Source organism: Colwellia sp. TT2012 (assembly GCF_001440345.1).
GTDB lineage: Bacteria > Pseudomonadota > Gammaproteobacteria > Enterobacterales > Alteromonadaceae > Colwellia.
In genome coordinates, this window is sequence record NZ_LJYX01000021.1 from 565,746 (window position 1) to 581,338 (window position 15,593).

Annotated in this window: 14 protein-coding genes; 4 read left to right on the forward strand and 10 right to left on the reverse strand. The window is 39.0% G+C overall.

The annotated features are described in order from the left end of the window. Positions 1 to 68 precede the first annotated feature (68 nt). Positions 69 to 461, forward strand: a complete 393-nt coding sequence (locus ASU03_RS16445) for an ATP-binding protein (protein WP_057832849.1) — start codon at positions 69 to 71, stop codon at positions 459 to 461. Positions 462 to 594: 133 nt separating this feature from the next. On the opposite strand, the gene ASU03_RS16450 is transcribed toward ASU03_RS16445, so the two are convergent. Continuing rightward, on the reverse strand, positions 595 to 1,683 hold the full coding sequence (locus ASU03_RS16450; protein WP_082627313.1) for an extracellular solute-binding protein: 1,089 nt from the start codon (positions 1,681 to 1,683) through the stop codon (positions 595 to 597). A gap of 119 nt (positions 1,684 to 1,802) precedes the next feature. Beyond that, positions 1,803 to 2,789 (reverse strand): WD40 repeat domain-containing protein, encoded by a 987-nt coding sequence (locus ASU03_RS16455; protein WP_057832851.1) that lies wholly within the window; start codon positions 2,787 to 2,789, stop codon positions 1,803 to 1,805. Between the two features lie 348 nt (positions 2,790 to 3,137). Between ASU03_RS16455 and ASU03_RS16460 the strand changes: the two genes are divergently transcribed. The 3 genes from ASU03_RS16460 (at position 3,138) to ASU03_RS20880 (ending at position 4,603) form a co-directional block, all read left to right on the forward strand. After that, positions 3,138 to 4,007, forward strand: coding sequence for an alpha/beta hydrolase (locus tag ASU03_RS16460; protein WP_157465939.1), 870 nt, complete (start codon positions 3,138 to 3,140; stop codon positions 4,005 to 4,007). 82 nt (positions 4,008 to 4,089) lie between these two features. After that, positions 4,090 to 4,416: a hypothetical protein gene (locus ASU03_RS16465; RefSeq protein ID WP_057832852.1), complete on the forward strand. Its 327-nt coding sequence runs from the start codon at positions 4,090 to 4,092 to the stop codon at positions 4,414 to 4,416. Positions 4,417 to 4,450: 34 nt separating this feature from the next. Beyond that, entirely contained in the window at positions 4,451 to 4,603 is a 153-nt protein-coding gene (locus ASU03_RS20880; protein WP_157465940.1) for a hypothetical protein, read from the forward strand. Here the strand turns inward: ASU03_RS20880 and ASU03_RS16470 are convergent. From ASU03_RS16470 to oxyR, 8 genes are all read right to left on the reverse strand, one after another. Continuing rightward, the gene (locus ASU03_RS16470) at positions 4,595 to 5,476 is read right to left on the reverse strand and encodes a TIGR01777 family oxidoreductase (RefSeq protein ID WP_057182867.1); all 882 of its coding nucleotides are present in this window, start codon (positions 5,474 to 5,476) and stop codon (positions 4,595 to 4,597) included. The genes ASU03_RS20880 and ASU03_RS16470 overlap by 9 nt on opposite strands. Positions 5,477 to 5,736: 260 nt before the next feature. Continuing rightward, on the reverse strand, positions 5,737 to 6,102 hold the full coding sequence (locus tag ASU03_RS16475) for a YdbL family protein (protein ID WP_082627314.1): 366 nt from the start codon (positions 6,100 to 6,102) through the stop codon (positions 5,737 to 5,739). A gap of 8 nt (positions 6,103 to 6,110) precedes the next feature. Further along, entirely contained in the window at positions 6,111 to 6,293 is a 183-nt protein-coding gene (locus ASU03_RS16480) for a YnbE family lipoprotein (protein ID WP_057182871.1), read from the reverse strand. A 282-nt stretch (positions 6,294 to 6,575) separates the two neighbouring features. Then, positions 6,576 to 9,164 (reverse strand): intermembrane phospholipid transport protein YdbH family protein, encoded by a 2,589-nt coding sequence (locus tag ASU03_RS16485; RefSeq protein WP_231731615.1) that lies wholly within the window; start codon positions 9,162 to 9,164, stop codon positions 6,576 to 6,578. Positions 9,165 to 9,301: 137 nt separating this feature from the next. After that, positions 9,302 to 10,873, reverse strand: a complete 1,572-nt coding sequence (ahpF, locus tag ASU03_RS16490; protein ID WP_057832854.1) for an alkyl hydroperoxide reductase subunit F — start codon at positions 10,871 to 10,873, stop codon at positions 9,302 to 9,304. A 231-nt stretch (positions 10,874 to 11,104) separates the two neighbouring features. Continuing rightward, a complete protein-coding gene (ahpC, locus tag ASU03_RS16495; protein ID WP_057832855.1) occupies positions 11,105 to 11,674 on the reverse strand; it encodes an alkyl hydroperoxide reductase subunit C in 570 nt (189 codons plus the stop codon). 826 nt (positions 11,675 to 12,500) lie between these two features. Then, a complete protein-coding gene (locus ASU03_RS16500) occupies positions 12,501 to 14,138 on the reverse strand; it encodes an ABC transporter substrate binding protein (protein ID WP_057832856.1) in 1,638 nt (545 codons plus the stop codon). A gap of 527 nt (positions 14,139 to 14,665) precedes the next feature. After that, complete coding sequence (gene oxyR / locus ASU03_RS16505; RefSeq protein ID WP_082627315.1) at positions 14,666 to 15,565, reverse strand: DNA-binding transcriptional regulator OxyR; 900 nt, start codon at positions 15,563 to 15,565, stop codon at positions 14,666 to 14,668. Positions 15,566 to 15,593 lie beyond the last annotated feature (28 nt).

Genomic DNA, 15,593 nt, shown 5'->3' on the forward strand with positions numbered 1-15,593 from the left:
CGAGTTAGCATCAGATATGCGGCAATGAGCCAAGCAATAAGGTTTGCCAGTACAACAGGTGTAGGAAATTGCCAGATAACAGGGTAATTTCAGTAGCTATCTTATTTGACCACGTAACCACCTTAGCTAGGCAGAATTGGCAAAAAAGTGATATTGAATTAACCTGCTGTATTGTTCCTCAAGCCTTAGATATTAATGTCGATACCGATATGATCGAGCAAATATTACTTAACTTACTGCAAAACGCCGAACACGCTTTAGCTCATCTAAGCAAGCCGATAGCGGGGCAAGTAAGTAAGCAGGGAGGCACGCAAGTTGCCACAGCAAAGATCAGCCTAAAGGCTTTTTTAAATGTTCGTGGACATGTCGTTATTGAAGTAGCTGATAATGGCAAAGGCTTTGAAGATGAAAACATCGCGCAAATTTTTGTACCCTTTTTTACCACTAAAAAAGAAGGTTAAGGTGTCGGGTTAGCGCTGACTAGGCAAGTGATGCTGGCTCATAATGGTAAAGTTTCGGTACCTAATAATAGCCAAGGCGGCGCGACTTTTAGTCTCACTTTTTAGCGATTTAATTTTTTATCCAGGGTATAATTCATTCACGATCATCAGTAACTTGTTCAACCATTTGCTGCATTAAGCTATAAGAAAGTTGACTATAGGGCGGCACAAATAAATCCGCATTAAACAGGTTTGGGTAGTGATCTAATAGTCCCCTACTGTCTAAGTTAACCGAGGCAGGTAACATAGAAAGTTCATCAACAATCCTCTGCTGAACTTTTTTACCAATAAAATAATTAGCAACGACTTCTGCTGCTGCTAGCTTTTTGCCTTTTAGCTCACGCACAAAATTAATGGTATCAAGCCAAGCCAAATGGCCTTCTTTAAAATTAATTAACTGCCATTTTCCTCCATGCTCATTTTGTCTCTTTATCTCAGGCCCCCAACTAGATACGATTTCAAGATTTTCATTAAACTTTGTTGAGCTTTGCCAAAACCCTCCGGCATTATTATAGAGCTGCTTAAATTTATTGAGCACAACGCCCTGCTTGGCAAGTAACTTTTTTAAAGCACTGCGATCATTTTTTTGTGCTAATTGCTCTAAGTAAAAAGGATGAAAGTCTAACGCTTGCAGTGTTAAGCCGACGTTATACCAAAACTGTCCTTGATTTAATGAGAACTTATTACGCCATTTAGCAGCCCATAAATCCTTGACTGAGGTCGGTATATCTTCTTTCTTAACCTTATTAGTATCGACAAAAAAACCATAAACACCTCCTCCCCAGGGGATATAGAGTGGTTTACCTAGCTGCATGCCCATTGCTATTTGAGTGAGTTTTGGATCTAGGTTTTTATAGTTGCTTAATCTAGGCGAGTTTATATCTATTGGCTGTAACAGTCTGGAAATCTGTTCACCGTGCATTTTAATAAAAAAAAGTGTCAGGAAAGTAATATCACATTGCTTATTTCGGATCACGGCAAACATTTGATCGGCATCTTCAGCTTTCGTAGTGATGACTTCAACTTGATAGTTATAACCCTTACTTATCAATATTTCATTTACTTGCGTTATATTTTCAGCGGTCACATAGCCTGCCCAAGTAAAAATCCTTAGTTTTTCCATTGCAAATAATTGCCAAGGCAAAAGTAAAAGAATACTAAATAATACTAGTTTTCTCACCACAGCGAGCCTCTTCATTGAATACTGATTACTGATTACTGATTAATTCAGTATAGAATGATCTCTAAGTTAAGCTTAGATATTTAGTGGACACAGCCATTTTCAGCTTAAGTTATTTATCATTACTTTTTATTGTTAACACTGGGCAACTGCCAATGCTCAAATAGGCCATCGCTGTTGGTGGTAACCGCTATATTTCGACCTGAATAAGCAACGCTAAGTATCGATGAACGCCCCCGTGTCATTGTCGATTGCCACTGTGCAACTAAGGCACCATCAGCTACTCGCCAAAGTTTAATCACCTGCTTAGGGGAGCCGGTTAACAGTAGTGAGTTATCACTCGAGAATATTGAGTCATTAAACTCGAAAAAACGTAAATGGGTATCTAATTCAGCGATAACTTTTCCCGTCGATAAATCCCAAAAAGTGCGATCTTTGATCGCATCTAGGGTGAAAGCAACTTTAGCATCGCTACTAATACTGACATGATTCACTCTCGAACCATGGCTAAATTCATGAACAGTTTCCCCTGAGGCTGTTTGCCATAAACGTGCTTTTTTATCACTTGAACCCGTAAGCGCCATTTCGCCATCATCTGACAAGCTAACCGAATTAATATCTAATCTATGTATCGCAAAAGTAGTTACCTTGTTCCGCTTAACATCAATGATACTGGCTTTACCGTTGCGAAAACCTAATAATATTTTGTCGCCATTGGCAGAAATATCCATATCATTGATGATGTGGCCTTCGAGTTGCCACTCACCCATTTGTCGGTTGCCCAGCACCGAATATAAACGTACTGACATTTGATTAGACACTAAGTAAAATTGATTATCTTCACTAATATCAATCAGTTCAATAAACTTTGCGGCATTACCCGTTAGACAATGCAAGGGCGATTTCACTTGTTTATTTTTCCATAAACAAACTGTTTTACCATCAGCGACTAAATTTAATTGACCGTCTTTAGACAATGCTGAAGCGGTAATGATGTTATCACTATGGCTTAACGCTAAGGCTGATTTTCCGGTATGAACGTCTTGCTGGCTACAACCGAAAAGAGTTAATGCGCTTAGCGCACTGATTAGCGTGATAACTTTTACCATAGAGTATTCCTTAATAAATTTGCGCTGACACGGGCAATTAGCCATTACTATAGCCAGCCACTTGCAGCTGCTAGCTTAGCAGCGTTTTATACTACGTTATTGATTTCTCCAAGGGAATAGCCATTCTCCTCAATCAATAGCTGACCGACTAGGGCTATATGCTTGAAATTGAGTATTTATCAGGCCGACTTAAAAAATTAAATTGAACATATTAACGACATTATTGTCCTAAATAATCAATCATTTAAGAGCAGCACCATTGATGCTAGCCTAGCGAACAGCTAAATAAATACCGATAGCTAATGCTAAAAATGGCATTAACCTTTCAACAACAAGGAATGTGACCCGATGAAAATATGTACAACACTGTTAATTATAATTTTTATGCTCTCTGGCTGTGCGGTAAATATTACCGCAGACTCTTTTATTTACCAAGATGACAAGGTAGAGCCTTCGCTAGATTTAATACAAATAAATAATAAAATCACTCACCATGCCACGTTAATTGATATATCTAAAATATCCCTGACTACACCAGAAGGTTTATTGCTTAATGGCGTAAAATTATTACACAAAAATGCACAGGTAAATGTCATATTCTTTGGTGGCAACGGTATGAAAATAAGCCAGTCTGCTAGCATTCTAGATCAGTTTGCCCTATTACCTGCCAATGTGATTTGGTTTGATTATCGAGGCACAGGGGTTAGTGAGAAAAGAAGTAATTTAAGTGTCAAAGATTTACAAAATGATGCACTGAACATTTTTGATTTCTCAAAGGAAAACTTACCCGACAATCTGCCAACCGCCGTTCATGGTTTATCCATGGGCTCATTATTAGCTAGTTATATAGCAAGCGAACGAGCAATCGATGGTTTAATTCTTGATGGTGCGATTAGTACTGTTCCCGAATTAATTGATAATTTAGTACCCGCTTGGTCCACAGTATTTTCAACGGTAACGGTATCACCTGAACTAGCGGCAATAGACAATATTAAACTTATTAGAAAATACACTAACCCTTTATTGTTTCTTATTGGTAAAAATGATTCAACCACCCCTGTTGAATTTTCTCAAGCCTTATATGATGCATCCAATAGTAAAGACAAAACCTTAACAATCATCGCAGATACCGAGCATAGTCAAACGATGAAAAGAGAGCAAGCCATTAAAGCTTATGCTACTTTTATTAAAGGCTTAACTTGTTGTGAAGATGGCTAACAGCTTAGGCTGAGTAGCTTTACTGTCAATGGTACCGCTGGCAAAGATTATGTCAGCGTCAAGGTTGTATCTAGGAGTAAAAATGTATAAAAAAATCACTTGCACTATCATCTTAACGACGCTATTAACGGCTTGTATTATACCAATTAGCTCAAGCTGTAGTAGAGACCGAACTTTTGATAATGACAATAATGGTTTCCCCCCTAAAGGACAAGATTGTAGTACCGCCGATGCTGCCATTTATCTGGCCAGTGCACTTTATAACGAAGTACAAAATCAACCAGAAAAAGAAGCTGCAACCAGTAATCCTCCCCAAAAAAATGCTAAGTGCTCACACTTGATAGGAAAGTCTCAAAAAGAATGTATCCGTTTAAAGGACGATGCATACGATCCTTTAGATGAGTTGTAAATCATCATAAGCAAAGCAAATAAGCATAACTTTCATGAGTAAAATAATGCAATCATTGACGCCATTAATGGCTCAGCTAATTCCTCAAGGAGTGAATCGAGAGGCCTTGCGCTCGCAGCCACTCGACAGAGAAAAGGCTAAAAATCGCATCGTGCTAACCGCGAATGTTCGAGGTAAGCTAAAGTAAATCCGCAAGAGCATGTTCAAGGTTACTGTGATTAAAATCAAAACCATGATTGAGCAATTTTTGCGGATAAATATTTTGGCTAGTCAGTAATAACTCAGCCCCTTGGCCCATTAAACTTTTGAGCATAAAGGCCGGTACACTAAACCAAGTCGGTCGATTAAATTGCTGACCTAAGGCTTTAGTGAAGGCAGCATTGGTTAATGGCTTTGGTGAGGTACAATTAATAGCGCCCTCAATACTGGTTGTTTGTAAGCTAAAATGAATAATGTGCACCATATCATCGATATGAATCCAAGACATATACTGCTGCCCATGGCCAAGCTTACCCCCTAATCCTAGCGTAAAGGGTAAACGCATTTTCGCCAATGCGCCGCCATCACTCGCTAAAATCACACCGGTACGTAACAGCACTACCCGACAATGTTCACGCGCTTTTAGGGCAATACTTTCCCACTTTTCACATAACGAATGAGCAAAATCTGCCTGGCTGACTTGGGCATCTTCATGAGTGGAAACATTGCCAGTTTCACCATAGTAACCTATGGCTGAGCCACTGATTAAACAAGTCGGCTTAACTCTAGCGCGCTCAATCATGGCAATAATTTGTTCGGTTATTTGCCAGCGACTTTGGCAAATCTTTTCTTTTTGCTTAACGGTCCAGCGTTTATCAATAATAGGCTCACCGGCAAGGTTGATTATCACCTCAAAACAATTCTGCTCGGGCAGTTGCTCAATAAACTCAATCCCTTGAGGTAAACCTTGCTTAGCTTTTTCGCTATTACGGGTTAACACGGTGAATTGATACGGCTGCTGAAATGATTTGATAAAGTGCCGACCAATTAAGCCAGTACCGCCAGTTATTAAGATTTTCATCTTTGCTCACCATGATAGATAACACATTAATTCTTTAATAATAGTAGTTATAGTTAACATAAGGCAGTTTTATCCAGCCAAGGTTAGTAATGATAAAGGCAATAACGTCAGTAAAGGATAAGGTGATTGATTAGCACCTACTAATCAAAAAAGATAAAAAAACCGCAGCACTTAGTTAAGTGCTGCGGTTTTTTATTGACTATTAAACTAGCTATTATTGAAATAGTTACTGTTCTATGACTTAAACTGAGACTAGTAAGTTATTTTTTAACCCATTGGCCAGCAGCATTTTTAATTAAATGCCCTGCTTGGGTTTTCGAGATAGATTTTTCACCCGCTAATTTAGTAACTTGCTGCATAGTAATTTTGTTTTTACGCGCTAAGTTCAAGTAAATATCTTTGCGTTTTTTATTCACCATAGTAACTAGGCTGCTTACTTCATCGCTGGCAACTACCACACCTAAATAGCCATTAGCCAATTCACCAACAAGGCCTTGCTGTTTTGCTTGGTCAATAGATATTGCCCACGCCGAAAATGCCATGGTTGAGGCAACAAGTACTAGGCATACTTTCCTAATGAAGAGCTTAATTGAATGCTTGATTGAATGCTTTATTACGTTGTTCATACTTGCTCCTAAAAGATATCGCTATCGTCACTGAAAATATCATCAAGTTCTTTATCGACTTTTATCCGAATCTCATGATCAATTTTGAGATTTAAATTAATGGTGATTGGCTCTTTAGCACTCACTTCAATTTTATGAGTACAAGCCGTAAATAAAAAAACAGCTAGCAGAGGTGCCAGTATTTTATCCATAAATGTTCCTTAATGACGAGGGTCTGTTGACCTTTCAGGGTTGAAATTTATTCAATTTAAAACGGGCTTAATCGCGGCGCGAGCTTTGTATCATAGTTATTCTATTAAAAAAAGCGAGCAACAATGAATAAGTTCGTTTTAAATGAACCCAAAGGGCAGCACTTGTTTGAAATTTATACTACGTTATCGTATGTTCATGTAGCTAGCTACATTTCACATACTCTGCCTTGCCTAAATATCAAACATGTTGCTGTAAAAGTAATCTCGAAAGTTCAACAGACCCTAATGTAAGCCTTTGATTAATTTGTTCTCAAAGTACTCGGTGATATTGAATGACTCTAACAAACCTAATAAGTCATAGCTAAGGTTTAAATTTAAATTTACTTCATTATCTAAATCAGGATTTCTGCCCTTGATTTCGGTCACGAGCAACATATAACCGTCATCCGTCATTGATACGGCAGAAGTTAAATGATGATAGTGTAAGTTTTCCAAGGCAGCAAATGCCAAACTAAACTCTGTGCTACTGGCTTTTAGCTCTGCGACCGCAGAGTTATTATAAACTTGGATAAGGCCATCACCAACATTGTGTAAATGCCCGGCTTTAATAAGAAAATGTTCGCCATCATAATATAAAGGCAATTGCCCTGAAACCTTGCCAGTAACGACTATACCTTGCTTTTTATCTAACTCGAGTAGTTTTTCCAAGTCTATTTTAGTTAATTTAACCTCTACGGCCAACGTTTTACTAAAAGGCCATTGTGCGTGAGCAATAGCAAAAGACCCGCCAAACAAATTACCCTGGGTATTTCTGGCAACAACGTTTAGCTCACCTTGGACAAAATCAATAGCGGTTTGCGTCGAAAATTGAGTAATTACCGTGGCGGTTTCGATCTTGGCAATGGTCAGATTATTGACCGCATTAACCTTACCTTTAACTTCTGCAGCTATGGATGTTAGCCGATCATGTTGTAGGATAAATTGCTGTTGCCAGTTAAGTTCTTGCAGCCAAGTACCATCTATTTCACCGCTAACATCCTTTACCGACAAAGCTAATAACATCGGATTAGCCATGAAATTTTCATTATTTTTAATTTGCCCTGATAAGTGGTAACTGAGTGTGCCATCAATAAGTTCCATTTCAATGGGCAGCTTTATTTTTAAGGCGAATAAGTCGGTAATTAGTAGCTCTTTTGCGAAGATCTCTATGCTGGGTTGACGTATATCACCGGTTAATTTCACCCTAGCGATGGCTAAGTTGTCGGCAATCACTTCGGCATGTATGACTATTTTATCAACACTACCACTAACCTTAGTATTTAACTCAAGCCTGTTAATATGGATAATATTAGGTAGATGTAGTTGGCTTATCTGGTTGTTAATTTCCAGTTCAAAAGTCACACCCGCAATATTATTTTTCTGACTTTTCAGGTCCTTTTTGGCAATAGCGACACTGCCTTGCCAGTGGCTAATAAACGATGTCACTGTTGGTTTGTTTTTTATTTTTTCTTGCTGGCCCAGAGTTACTGGCAGGCTTAGCTGAGTTATTTCAATGGCAGTGTCTTCACCAAGTGTTACTTGCCAAAAGTCATTATACTGTACCAGTTCACCGATAATATTTAGTCTTACCAGCTGTTTACTAAAAGGCTGTAATTGGCCAATATTTACTTGTCCTGTCAGTAAAAATTGCGCTTTTTGTAAGTTAACCGTTATTGCTGCCTTATCATGATAACTGAGTGCTAAATTATTGAGTGATAGTATTAGCGGTTCATTGATATTGCTAGTACTGATATTAAAGCCATCGCTTATAATGCGCTGCTTGGCGAAATCTATCTTTACCAAGCCCCTTGGGCTAACACTTACCTCGTTGATAACATTATCGTTAAGGAAATTGATCACTTGCGGAGCAATTCCTTGCGCAGAGAGTGCCTTAAGCAGCTGTGGTTGTTCAATAATTAGCTGTATTTTATTGTGCTGATAACTTGCTTGATTCTTATCATGAGTAAAATCCAAGGTTAAATTACCAACCGTGAATACTGATTGCCAAGCCAATGTTGCTTCGATCTCAATAGGCCCTGATTGGGCAAAACCTTGCTCTGCCCGAAAAGAAAAATGACTAAGTGTATTTGTCATAGTCAAGACTTGCTGATGCCAGTCAATTTGGCTGTTAAACTGCCCCATAACAGACCAAGCTTCATTTTCTGCATTCACTAACTGTGCGACTAATGCTGGCGGTAAAGCCGATTGATGCACAGTCAAAAAACTTCTCAACCTGGCTAAATCAGTGTTTATGTTAGCGCTAAATCCTTGCTGTTTTCGCACGAGGTCAAGGGCAAAAACATACTCTTGTTTAGCGTTAGCTAGGGAAAAATGAAACTGCTCTGCTGTCGCTGATAATCCTCCTTGATAAATCAACTTTTGCTGAGTTTGTTGATTTTGTTGATTAGTGAAGACCTGATAACTAAATGCTTGGATATCAAGTTCAACAGGCACAGTAAACTGGACAATATCATTGAGTAACTGGCTAAGTTGAATAGGAAACTCGTTATATTTTTGGGGAGTTGAACTGACGGGTAAAGAAATATCAGCTTTAGCGCGCACATTAGCTGAGGCAATGTGTATCGCTGAAATGGACTCCGCTATTTTAGCCGCTGTTAAATAAGCAGGTTCAAACTGCCACTTTATTCTGGTATTAATTAACTCTAGGTCAGCATAAGGCGTGTCAATACATAAGCGGTTAATCAACAAATCAAAGTCAGTATTAAGAGTGAATTCAATACAAGTTATCGCACTATTATGCTGTACTAAATAATTATTTACGATTGAAGTAACCACTGAACTACGGCTATACCACACCGTAGCAAATACCATAGTGACTACTAATAAGGCAGCTAGAATAAATTTTAAAAAGCGCAATGACATAGAGGTATGACTAGATAATATTGATGGTTATCAGTATACCAGAAACTCTACTATAACTAATATTTCCACGCTCTAGGTATTCCTTATTAAACATCTTGGCGAATAAGATAATCGAAAGCTCCTAGGGCGGCAGTGGCGCCACTGCCCATAGCAATAATGATTTGCTTATATGGACTATCGGTAACATCCCCAGCGGCAAAGACACCCGCTATTGACGTTTCACCACGACTGCCGGCGATAATTTCACCGCGATTAGTTAGCTCTATATCACCTTGTAAAAACTCACTATTTGGCATCAAGCCTATTTGTACAAAAATACCAGCTAATGCTAGCTCATGATTTTCACCCGTGCTGCGATCAGTGTAACTCAAGCTAGTGACTCGCTTACCATCACCTAACACTTCAGTCGTTTGCGCATGAGTAATAATCGTTATATTGCTTAATGAGTTCGCTTTTCTCACTAATACGTCATCAGCGCGTAAGCGGTCAGCAAATTCTAATACCGTCACATGTTCAACAAGACCGGCTAAATCAATGGCCGCTTCAATGCCTGAATTACCGCCACCAATAACCGCTACTCGCTTGCCTTTAAATAATGGCCCGTCACAATGCGGACAATAGGCCACACCTTTACCACGATATTCATGTTCACCCGGCACATCCATTTCACGCCAGCGCGCTCCCGTCGCTAAGACTACCGTTTTACTACTCAATACCGCGCCATTTGCTAAGCTAACGTCAATTAAACCGGTCTCTTCATTACGCTTCACTTGGCTGGCTTTATTCCCGTTCATGATATCAACATCATAATCTCGAACATGCTCTTCTAAACTGGCAACCAGTTTTGGCCCTTGGGTGGCTTTTACCGAAATAAAGTTTTCAATCGCTAGGGTATCGCTAACTTGCCCACCAAACTGGTCGGCGACCAAGCCAGTATTAATGCCTTTTCGTGCGGCATAAATTGCCGCTGCCGCACCTGATGGACCACCACCCACCACTAAAAAGTCATATACTGCTTTATTCTCCAGCGCTTTGGCTTGACGAGCACCGGCATTTTTATCGACCTTGTTTAAAATATCCGTTAAGGATATTCGTCCTTGGCTAAATGACTCGCCATTTAAATAAACACTGGGTACCGCCATGATATCGCGATCAAATACTTCGGTTTGAAATAGCGCACCATCAATCATGGTATGTTTTATGTGCGGATTTATCGCCGCCATCATATTTAATGCTTGCACTACATCGGGACAGTTTTGGCAACTTAGTGAGATATAAGTTTCAAATTCAAACTCACCGTCAAGGTTACGAACTTGTTCAATTTGCTCAACATCAAGTTTTAACGGATGTGAGCCACTGTGCAATAACGCCATTACTAGTGAGGTAAACTCATGCCCCATAGGTAAGCCGGCAAAACGTATTTCACTCTTGCTAGCAACAGAACGTACCAACATAGAAGGCATACGTTCATTGCTCGCTTGCTCAGTACCGTTACCATCAATTGCAGTGATGAGTAGAGATAACTCAGCAATTTGATTTACTAATTGGCTAAGTTCTTTTGCCTTAGGACTTTCATCAGTAAAGGTGATTAGCTCGACTGGTGTTTTTAAATTGTCTAAATAACTTTTTAATTGTGCTTGTAGATTTGCGTCTAACATAATGACCTCTGCTGATATTCAATGGAAATAGGGAAAGTGATAAGGAAATAGAACTCGATTTGAAGCGGCTAAACTTCCTTGTTTAGCTTTTATCTTTAGTTTGAACTTAGCTTTGAATTAAATGCTTTTAGATCAAGGCGCTAGGGATGTAGCATAGTTTTTCTATGTAAATCCCTTGCAACGATGAGCAAGAAGCATTTAAACAAAGCTAAAGTTAAACTCAGTAATAAATTAGATTTTTCCGACTAAGTCTAGTGAAGGCGCTAGAGTATCTGCACCTGGTTGCCATGCTGCTGGACATACTTCACCGTCATGCTCTGCTACATATTGCGCGGCTTTAATTTTTCGAAGTAATTCAACTGCGCTACGGCCTATACCTAGGTCATGTACTTCAGCAATTTTGATTTCACCTTCAGGGTTAATCACAAACGTACCACGAAGTGCTAAACCTTCGGCTTCAATCATGACACCGAAGTTACGAGTAATTGCGCCCGTTGGGTCACCAATCATAGGATATTGGATTTTTTTAATGGTATCTGAAACGTCATGCCATGCTTTATGAGTAAAGTGGGTATCCGTTGATACTGAGTAAACTTCAACACCCATTTTTTGCAATTCTGCGTAGTGGTCTGCCATGTCACCTAATTCGGTAGGACAAACAAAAGTAAAATCAGCCGGGTAGAAGAAAAATACTGACCATTTATCGGCAACATCTTTTTCGCTTAATTCAACAAACTCGCCATTGTGAAAAGCGGTAGCGTTAAAAGGTAGTAATTTAGTATTAATAATTGATTGGTTCATAATGAACTCCCGTTAAGTGTAGTAATTGTGTTGGAAACCTTTGCTCGATAAAGAGTTAAAGCGTTTCCTGAAGACGGGAGAATAATAGCGCCGAGGCTTAAATTAGTATAATCGATAGTATTTATCAGTTTGATAGGTAAAAGCTATCATTAGGTTTGGAGCTTTTTTTTCCTGCTTGGCATCGCGGTGGCGGACGACGTACCTTGGAACCCCTGCGACACCCTACTCAGCAGAACATTCAATCACCACCTAGCGTAAACCACGATTCCTGCCGATTTATCTTCCCTGAACAACGGCAGCCCTCGACGTCAGGATAATATGCTTATATGGACTCCTCATATTGTCCTGATGATGAATAAAGCGCTGTCGGCACATGGATGTGCCATCAGCGCTGGTACGTTGATAACACTTGAGTGAATTGAAGAGTACGTTTGTTAGCAGCGCCGGGGAATTCCAAAGGGCTTAACTTAGGTGCAGTGCGTTTAGCCCCTTTGGGTGCCGTCGCCACCGCGACAAATAATTCAAATTTTCTCTGCCCCCATTTATTCAATGTTCACTAATACCACAAAAGAGACATTAGCTTTTATTGCTAATTGGACAAGTTGGATTAGATTTTGTATCGATAACGCCTGCGTTCAGAGGGGAAAACTCAGAAGGTAGTGGAAATTTATAAGTTGTATTAGCTTATGTTAGCTTTTGATGTCAGTTTCATTGAAAAGTAATTATTCGCAATTTTTTTGAGGTATAACCTGAGTCTATGGCAAACTGTATTCTATACATACTCTCAACATGGTAAGTAATATTTTCTTATGTGTGAGCATTATAATTATGTTGCCTCAATTGTTACCACGCAATTCCGACCTTTCTCTTTAGCTAGATATACAGCATCATCCGCTCGTTTAAACAGTTCATTGAATCCCTCTCCTAGGTGAAGCTCCGCCACACCGATACTAGCTGAGGTTGAAATGTCATTTGGCTTTAAGTTTTCAATTTTCCGTCTCAAGTCTTCCGCTTTTTCTTTCGCTTCAGACAAACTGCAATGATAAAGAATAATAACAAATTCTTCACCTCCGAAGCGTACGGCAGTATCTTCGTTTCGTATTTGGTCGATTAATACCTTGCCCACGGACTTTAAAACACAATCACCAACAGCATGTCCATAATTGTCGTTAATTTTTTTGAAATGGTCTAAATCTATCATAAGCAGAGATACTGATTGATGACGTTTTGCTGCGATTTCAATTCTGTTGAAAGCCACATCTTCTAAATAATTTCTACTGTGTAAACCGGTTAGTGGATCATGGGTTGCGAGAAATTCAAATTCGTCTCTTTTCTTTCTTACTGATAATAATGTAATTAAAATGCCCATTATTATGATCAAAATAAGAATTGCTGTACCTGTAATCCAAACAAAGAATTTGTATTGTTCGTAGAAGCTTTTTGGCTTGTTGATGACTATTCTAGATGTTGGAAGATCTTTCTCAGAAAGTCCAAATTTTTTCATAGCATAGTAGTCAAAAACATTTGCAACAGGAGGCTTCATAATAATATCAAGTTTATTCGCAGGGATGCCAGAAAGGATCTTCAGAGCAAGGGCAGCAGCTTCACTGCCCTGTCCTTTGGCATTAACTACTGTGCCGCCTAACACCCCGTTCTTAATAAAATATTCCCAAGGAGCGTAAACTGGTGCTCTGCTACTTATCGCCAATTTTCGAGTAAACTCATCAACTGGTTCATAATCGATTATATTTTTATTCATAGGGTGCGCAAGAATAAATACCAAGTTATCAGCAGATACTTTTGAAACAGCTTGCATTATCTGTTTTGTGCTTTTATTTAATAGAAATTCTATGCCTACATTATCTTTATACTTAGGGATGATTTTATTCTTAAGTAGCCTATAATTTCTTGCTGGTGTTGTTCGTATATTATTAACTATGAATACCAATTTCCTGGAATTTGGGTGCATGCTCAGAGCCAGTTCAATTGTATTTAATATTTCGACTCTCTCATTAACACCTGTGATATTTTCTACATCTGCAATGTCTTCTAGACTAAAATCATTGTATCCACAAAACACAATCGGTACATCAGGGAATAGTCGATTTCGGTTTTTGATCGCAAAATCAATGGCATTGTTATCCGAGGTAATAACCAGATCGTACTTGAAATTTTGATATTTTATTGCGAGCGATTCAGCCAAAATATCCAAGTGCTCTAATCGGGGGTTGCGCTTTGTATCAAGATATTCAACAAAAATCTCGATGTTTTCCCCTGAGGCATTTAGTTTACGGCGGATTTCATCTTCAATCCTGTCGCTCCAAAGGTAACCTCGATGATAAGAATTCAATAATAGAATCTGTCGTTCCTTACTGTCCTCTTGTAGTTTAGTATCAGCATGTAAAACAAAAGCAAAAACAAAACATCCAGTCATTACCAATATAGATATAATTCTAATTAACATGAATTCACAAATATTTGTTTATTATATGATTATTGAAATGGTTACGTTCCTGAATAATCATTTCGGTTGATTACAACTTAAATTATTGAGTCAATCTACATTAATAGCAAGTATGTTATGAGTTTTATTGGATCGCATTTTGAATAATAGCGCAAAACTCGATAATTTAATGTTTCCCGTTCCTTGGACATAGAAACTAGTATCTAAACTTTTCTATGTAATTTCACGAGGCTGACTTTGCGCGTACTTACTCCATCAATCATGAAGTCGACCTACCGCAATCAGTTAGATTCATATTTCCAAACTTCGATTTCATAAGTTAACGTTATACCATGCATACGTCTAAGTGACATGACAGAAATGATTCATTAGAAAATATATGGCAAAACATTTATTGGTATTGTCGCCTCTGCGCACAAAGTGAACTTAACGGTAGCCTTTAAAAAACAACCGCTAGAAATGAGCCCCTCCGAAATTTGTTCCCAAAAATCCAGGAAGCGTTTAGCTTTAGTCAGTAAAAGGTGCATTTAGCTGATGACACCGCTAAGAGATTCCCTAACGCTGGCGACAATGGCTCTAACACATTGCATGCGCGAATAGTTTGGCCTAATGACCAAAGAGATACCACGTACCGGTACAGGTGCTTGAAATGCCCCATAATGAATAGTGTCACTGGCGACATTGCCTTGCGTAGCCAGCGCGGGTAATAAAGTAATGCCCATGCCACTGGCCACCATATGGCGTAATGTCTCTAAACTGGTCGCTTGAAAGCTATTATCCTCTTTAGCGCCAGCAGCGAAACAATAGCCCATGGCTTGATCTTTAAGACAATGACCATCAGCTAAGGTGAGTATTTTTTCACCTTGTAAGTCGGTCAGTGATAGCGATTTTTTAGTGGCCAGTCGATGATTTTTTGGAGTTGCCAACATCAGTGGCTCATCAAACAATTGGTATGATTCAAACTTTTCCATTTCCGCAAGATAAGGCAAAATTAGCACATCTAATTTACCCTCATCCAATTGCTGCAATAACACCTTGGTTTGATTTTCATGTAAGAAGAAATTGATATTAGGTAAGCTAGTGTTTAGGTCGGCCATAATATGTGGCAATAAATACGGTGCTAATGTCGGGATCAAACCTAGATGTAAATCCCCAGCAAAAGGGTCAAGTAAAGCTTTCGCACAAGACTCAAATTGTCCTGCGGCTTGTAGCACTTTCCGTGCTTCTTGCACTAACTTCTCCCCTGCTGGGGTTAACATAACATTGCGGCGATGACGCTCGACCAGTTGCAAACCTAATTGTTGCTCTAGCTTCATTAACTGACCACTTAAGGTCGGCTGACTAACAAAACAAGCTAGTGCCGCTTTACCAAAGTGTTTGTGTATATCTATGGCAGTTAAATATTCTAAATCGCGCAACTTAATCATAGCTACAACCTATCAATTAATAAGAAAT

Bases quoted from the DNA above. Each gene is read 5' to 3' on its own strand.
- ASU03_RS16485 (WP_231731615.1), bottom strand. From the start codon at position 9,164: ATGGTATTTGCTACGGTGTGGTATAGCCGTAGTTCAGTGGTTACTTCA.
- oxyR (WP_082627315.1), bottom strand. From the start codon at position 15,565: ATGATTAAGTTGCGCGATTTAGAATATTTAACTGCCATAGATATACAC.
- ASU03_RS16455 (WP_057832851.1), bottom strand. From the start codon at position 2,789: ATGGTAAAAGTTATCACGCTAATCAGTGCGCTAAGCGCATTAACTCTT.
- ahpF (WP_057832854.1), bottom strand. From the start codon at position 10,873: ATGTTAGACGCAAATCTACAAGCACAATTAAAAAGTTATTTAGACAAT.
- ASU03_RS16500 (WP_057832856.1), bottom strand. From the start codon at position 14,138: ATGTTAATTAGAATTATATCTATATTGGTAATGACTGGATGTTTTGTT.
- ASU03_RS16480 (WP_057182871.1), bottom strand. From the start codon at position 6,293: ATGGATAAAATACTGGCACCTCTGCTAGCTGTTTTTTTATTTACGGCT.
- ASU03_RS16460 (WP_157465939.1), top strand. From the start codon at position 3,138: ATGAAAATATGTACAACACTGTTAATTATAATTTTTATGCTCTCTGGC.
- ahpC (WP_057832855.1), bottom strand. From the start codon at position 11,674: ATGAACCAATCAATTATTAATACTAAATTACTACCTTTTAACGCTACC.
- ASU03_RS16465 (WP_057832852.1), top strand. From the start codon at position 4,090: ATGTATAAAAAAATCACTTGCACTATCATCTTAACGACGCTATTAACG.
- ASU03_RS16470 (WP_057182867.1), bottom strand. From the start codon at position 5,476: ATGAAAATCTTAATAACTGGCGGTACTGGCTTAATTGGTCGGCACTTT.
- ASU03_RS16475 (WP_082627314.1), bottom strand. From the start codon at position 6,102: ATGAACAACGTAATAAAGCATTCAATCAAGCATTCAATTAAGCTCTTC.
- ASU03_RS20880 (WP_157465940.1), top strand. From the start codon at position 4,451: ATGAGTAAAATAATGCAATCATTGACGCCATTAATGGCTCAGCTAATT.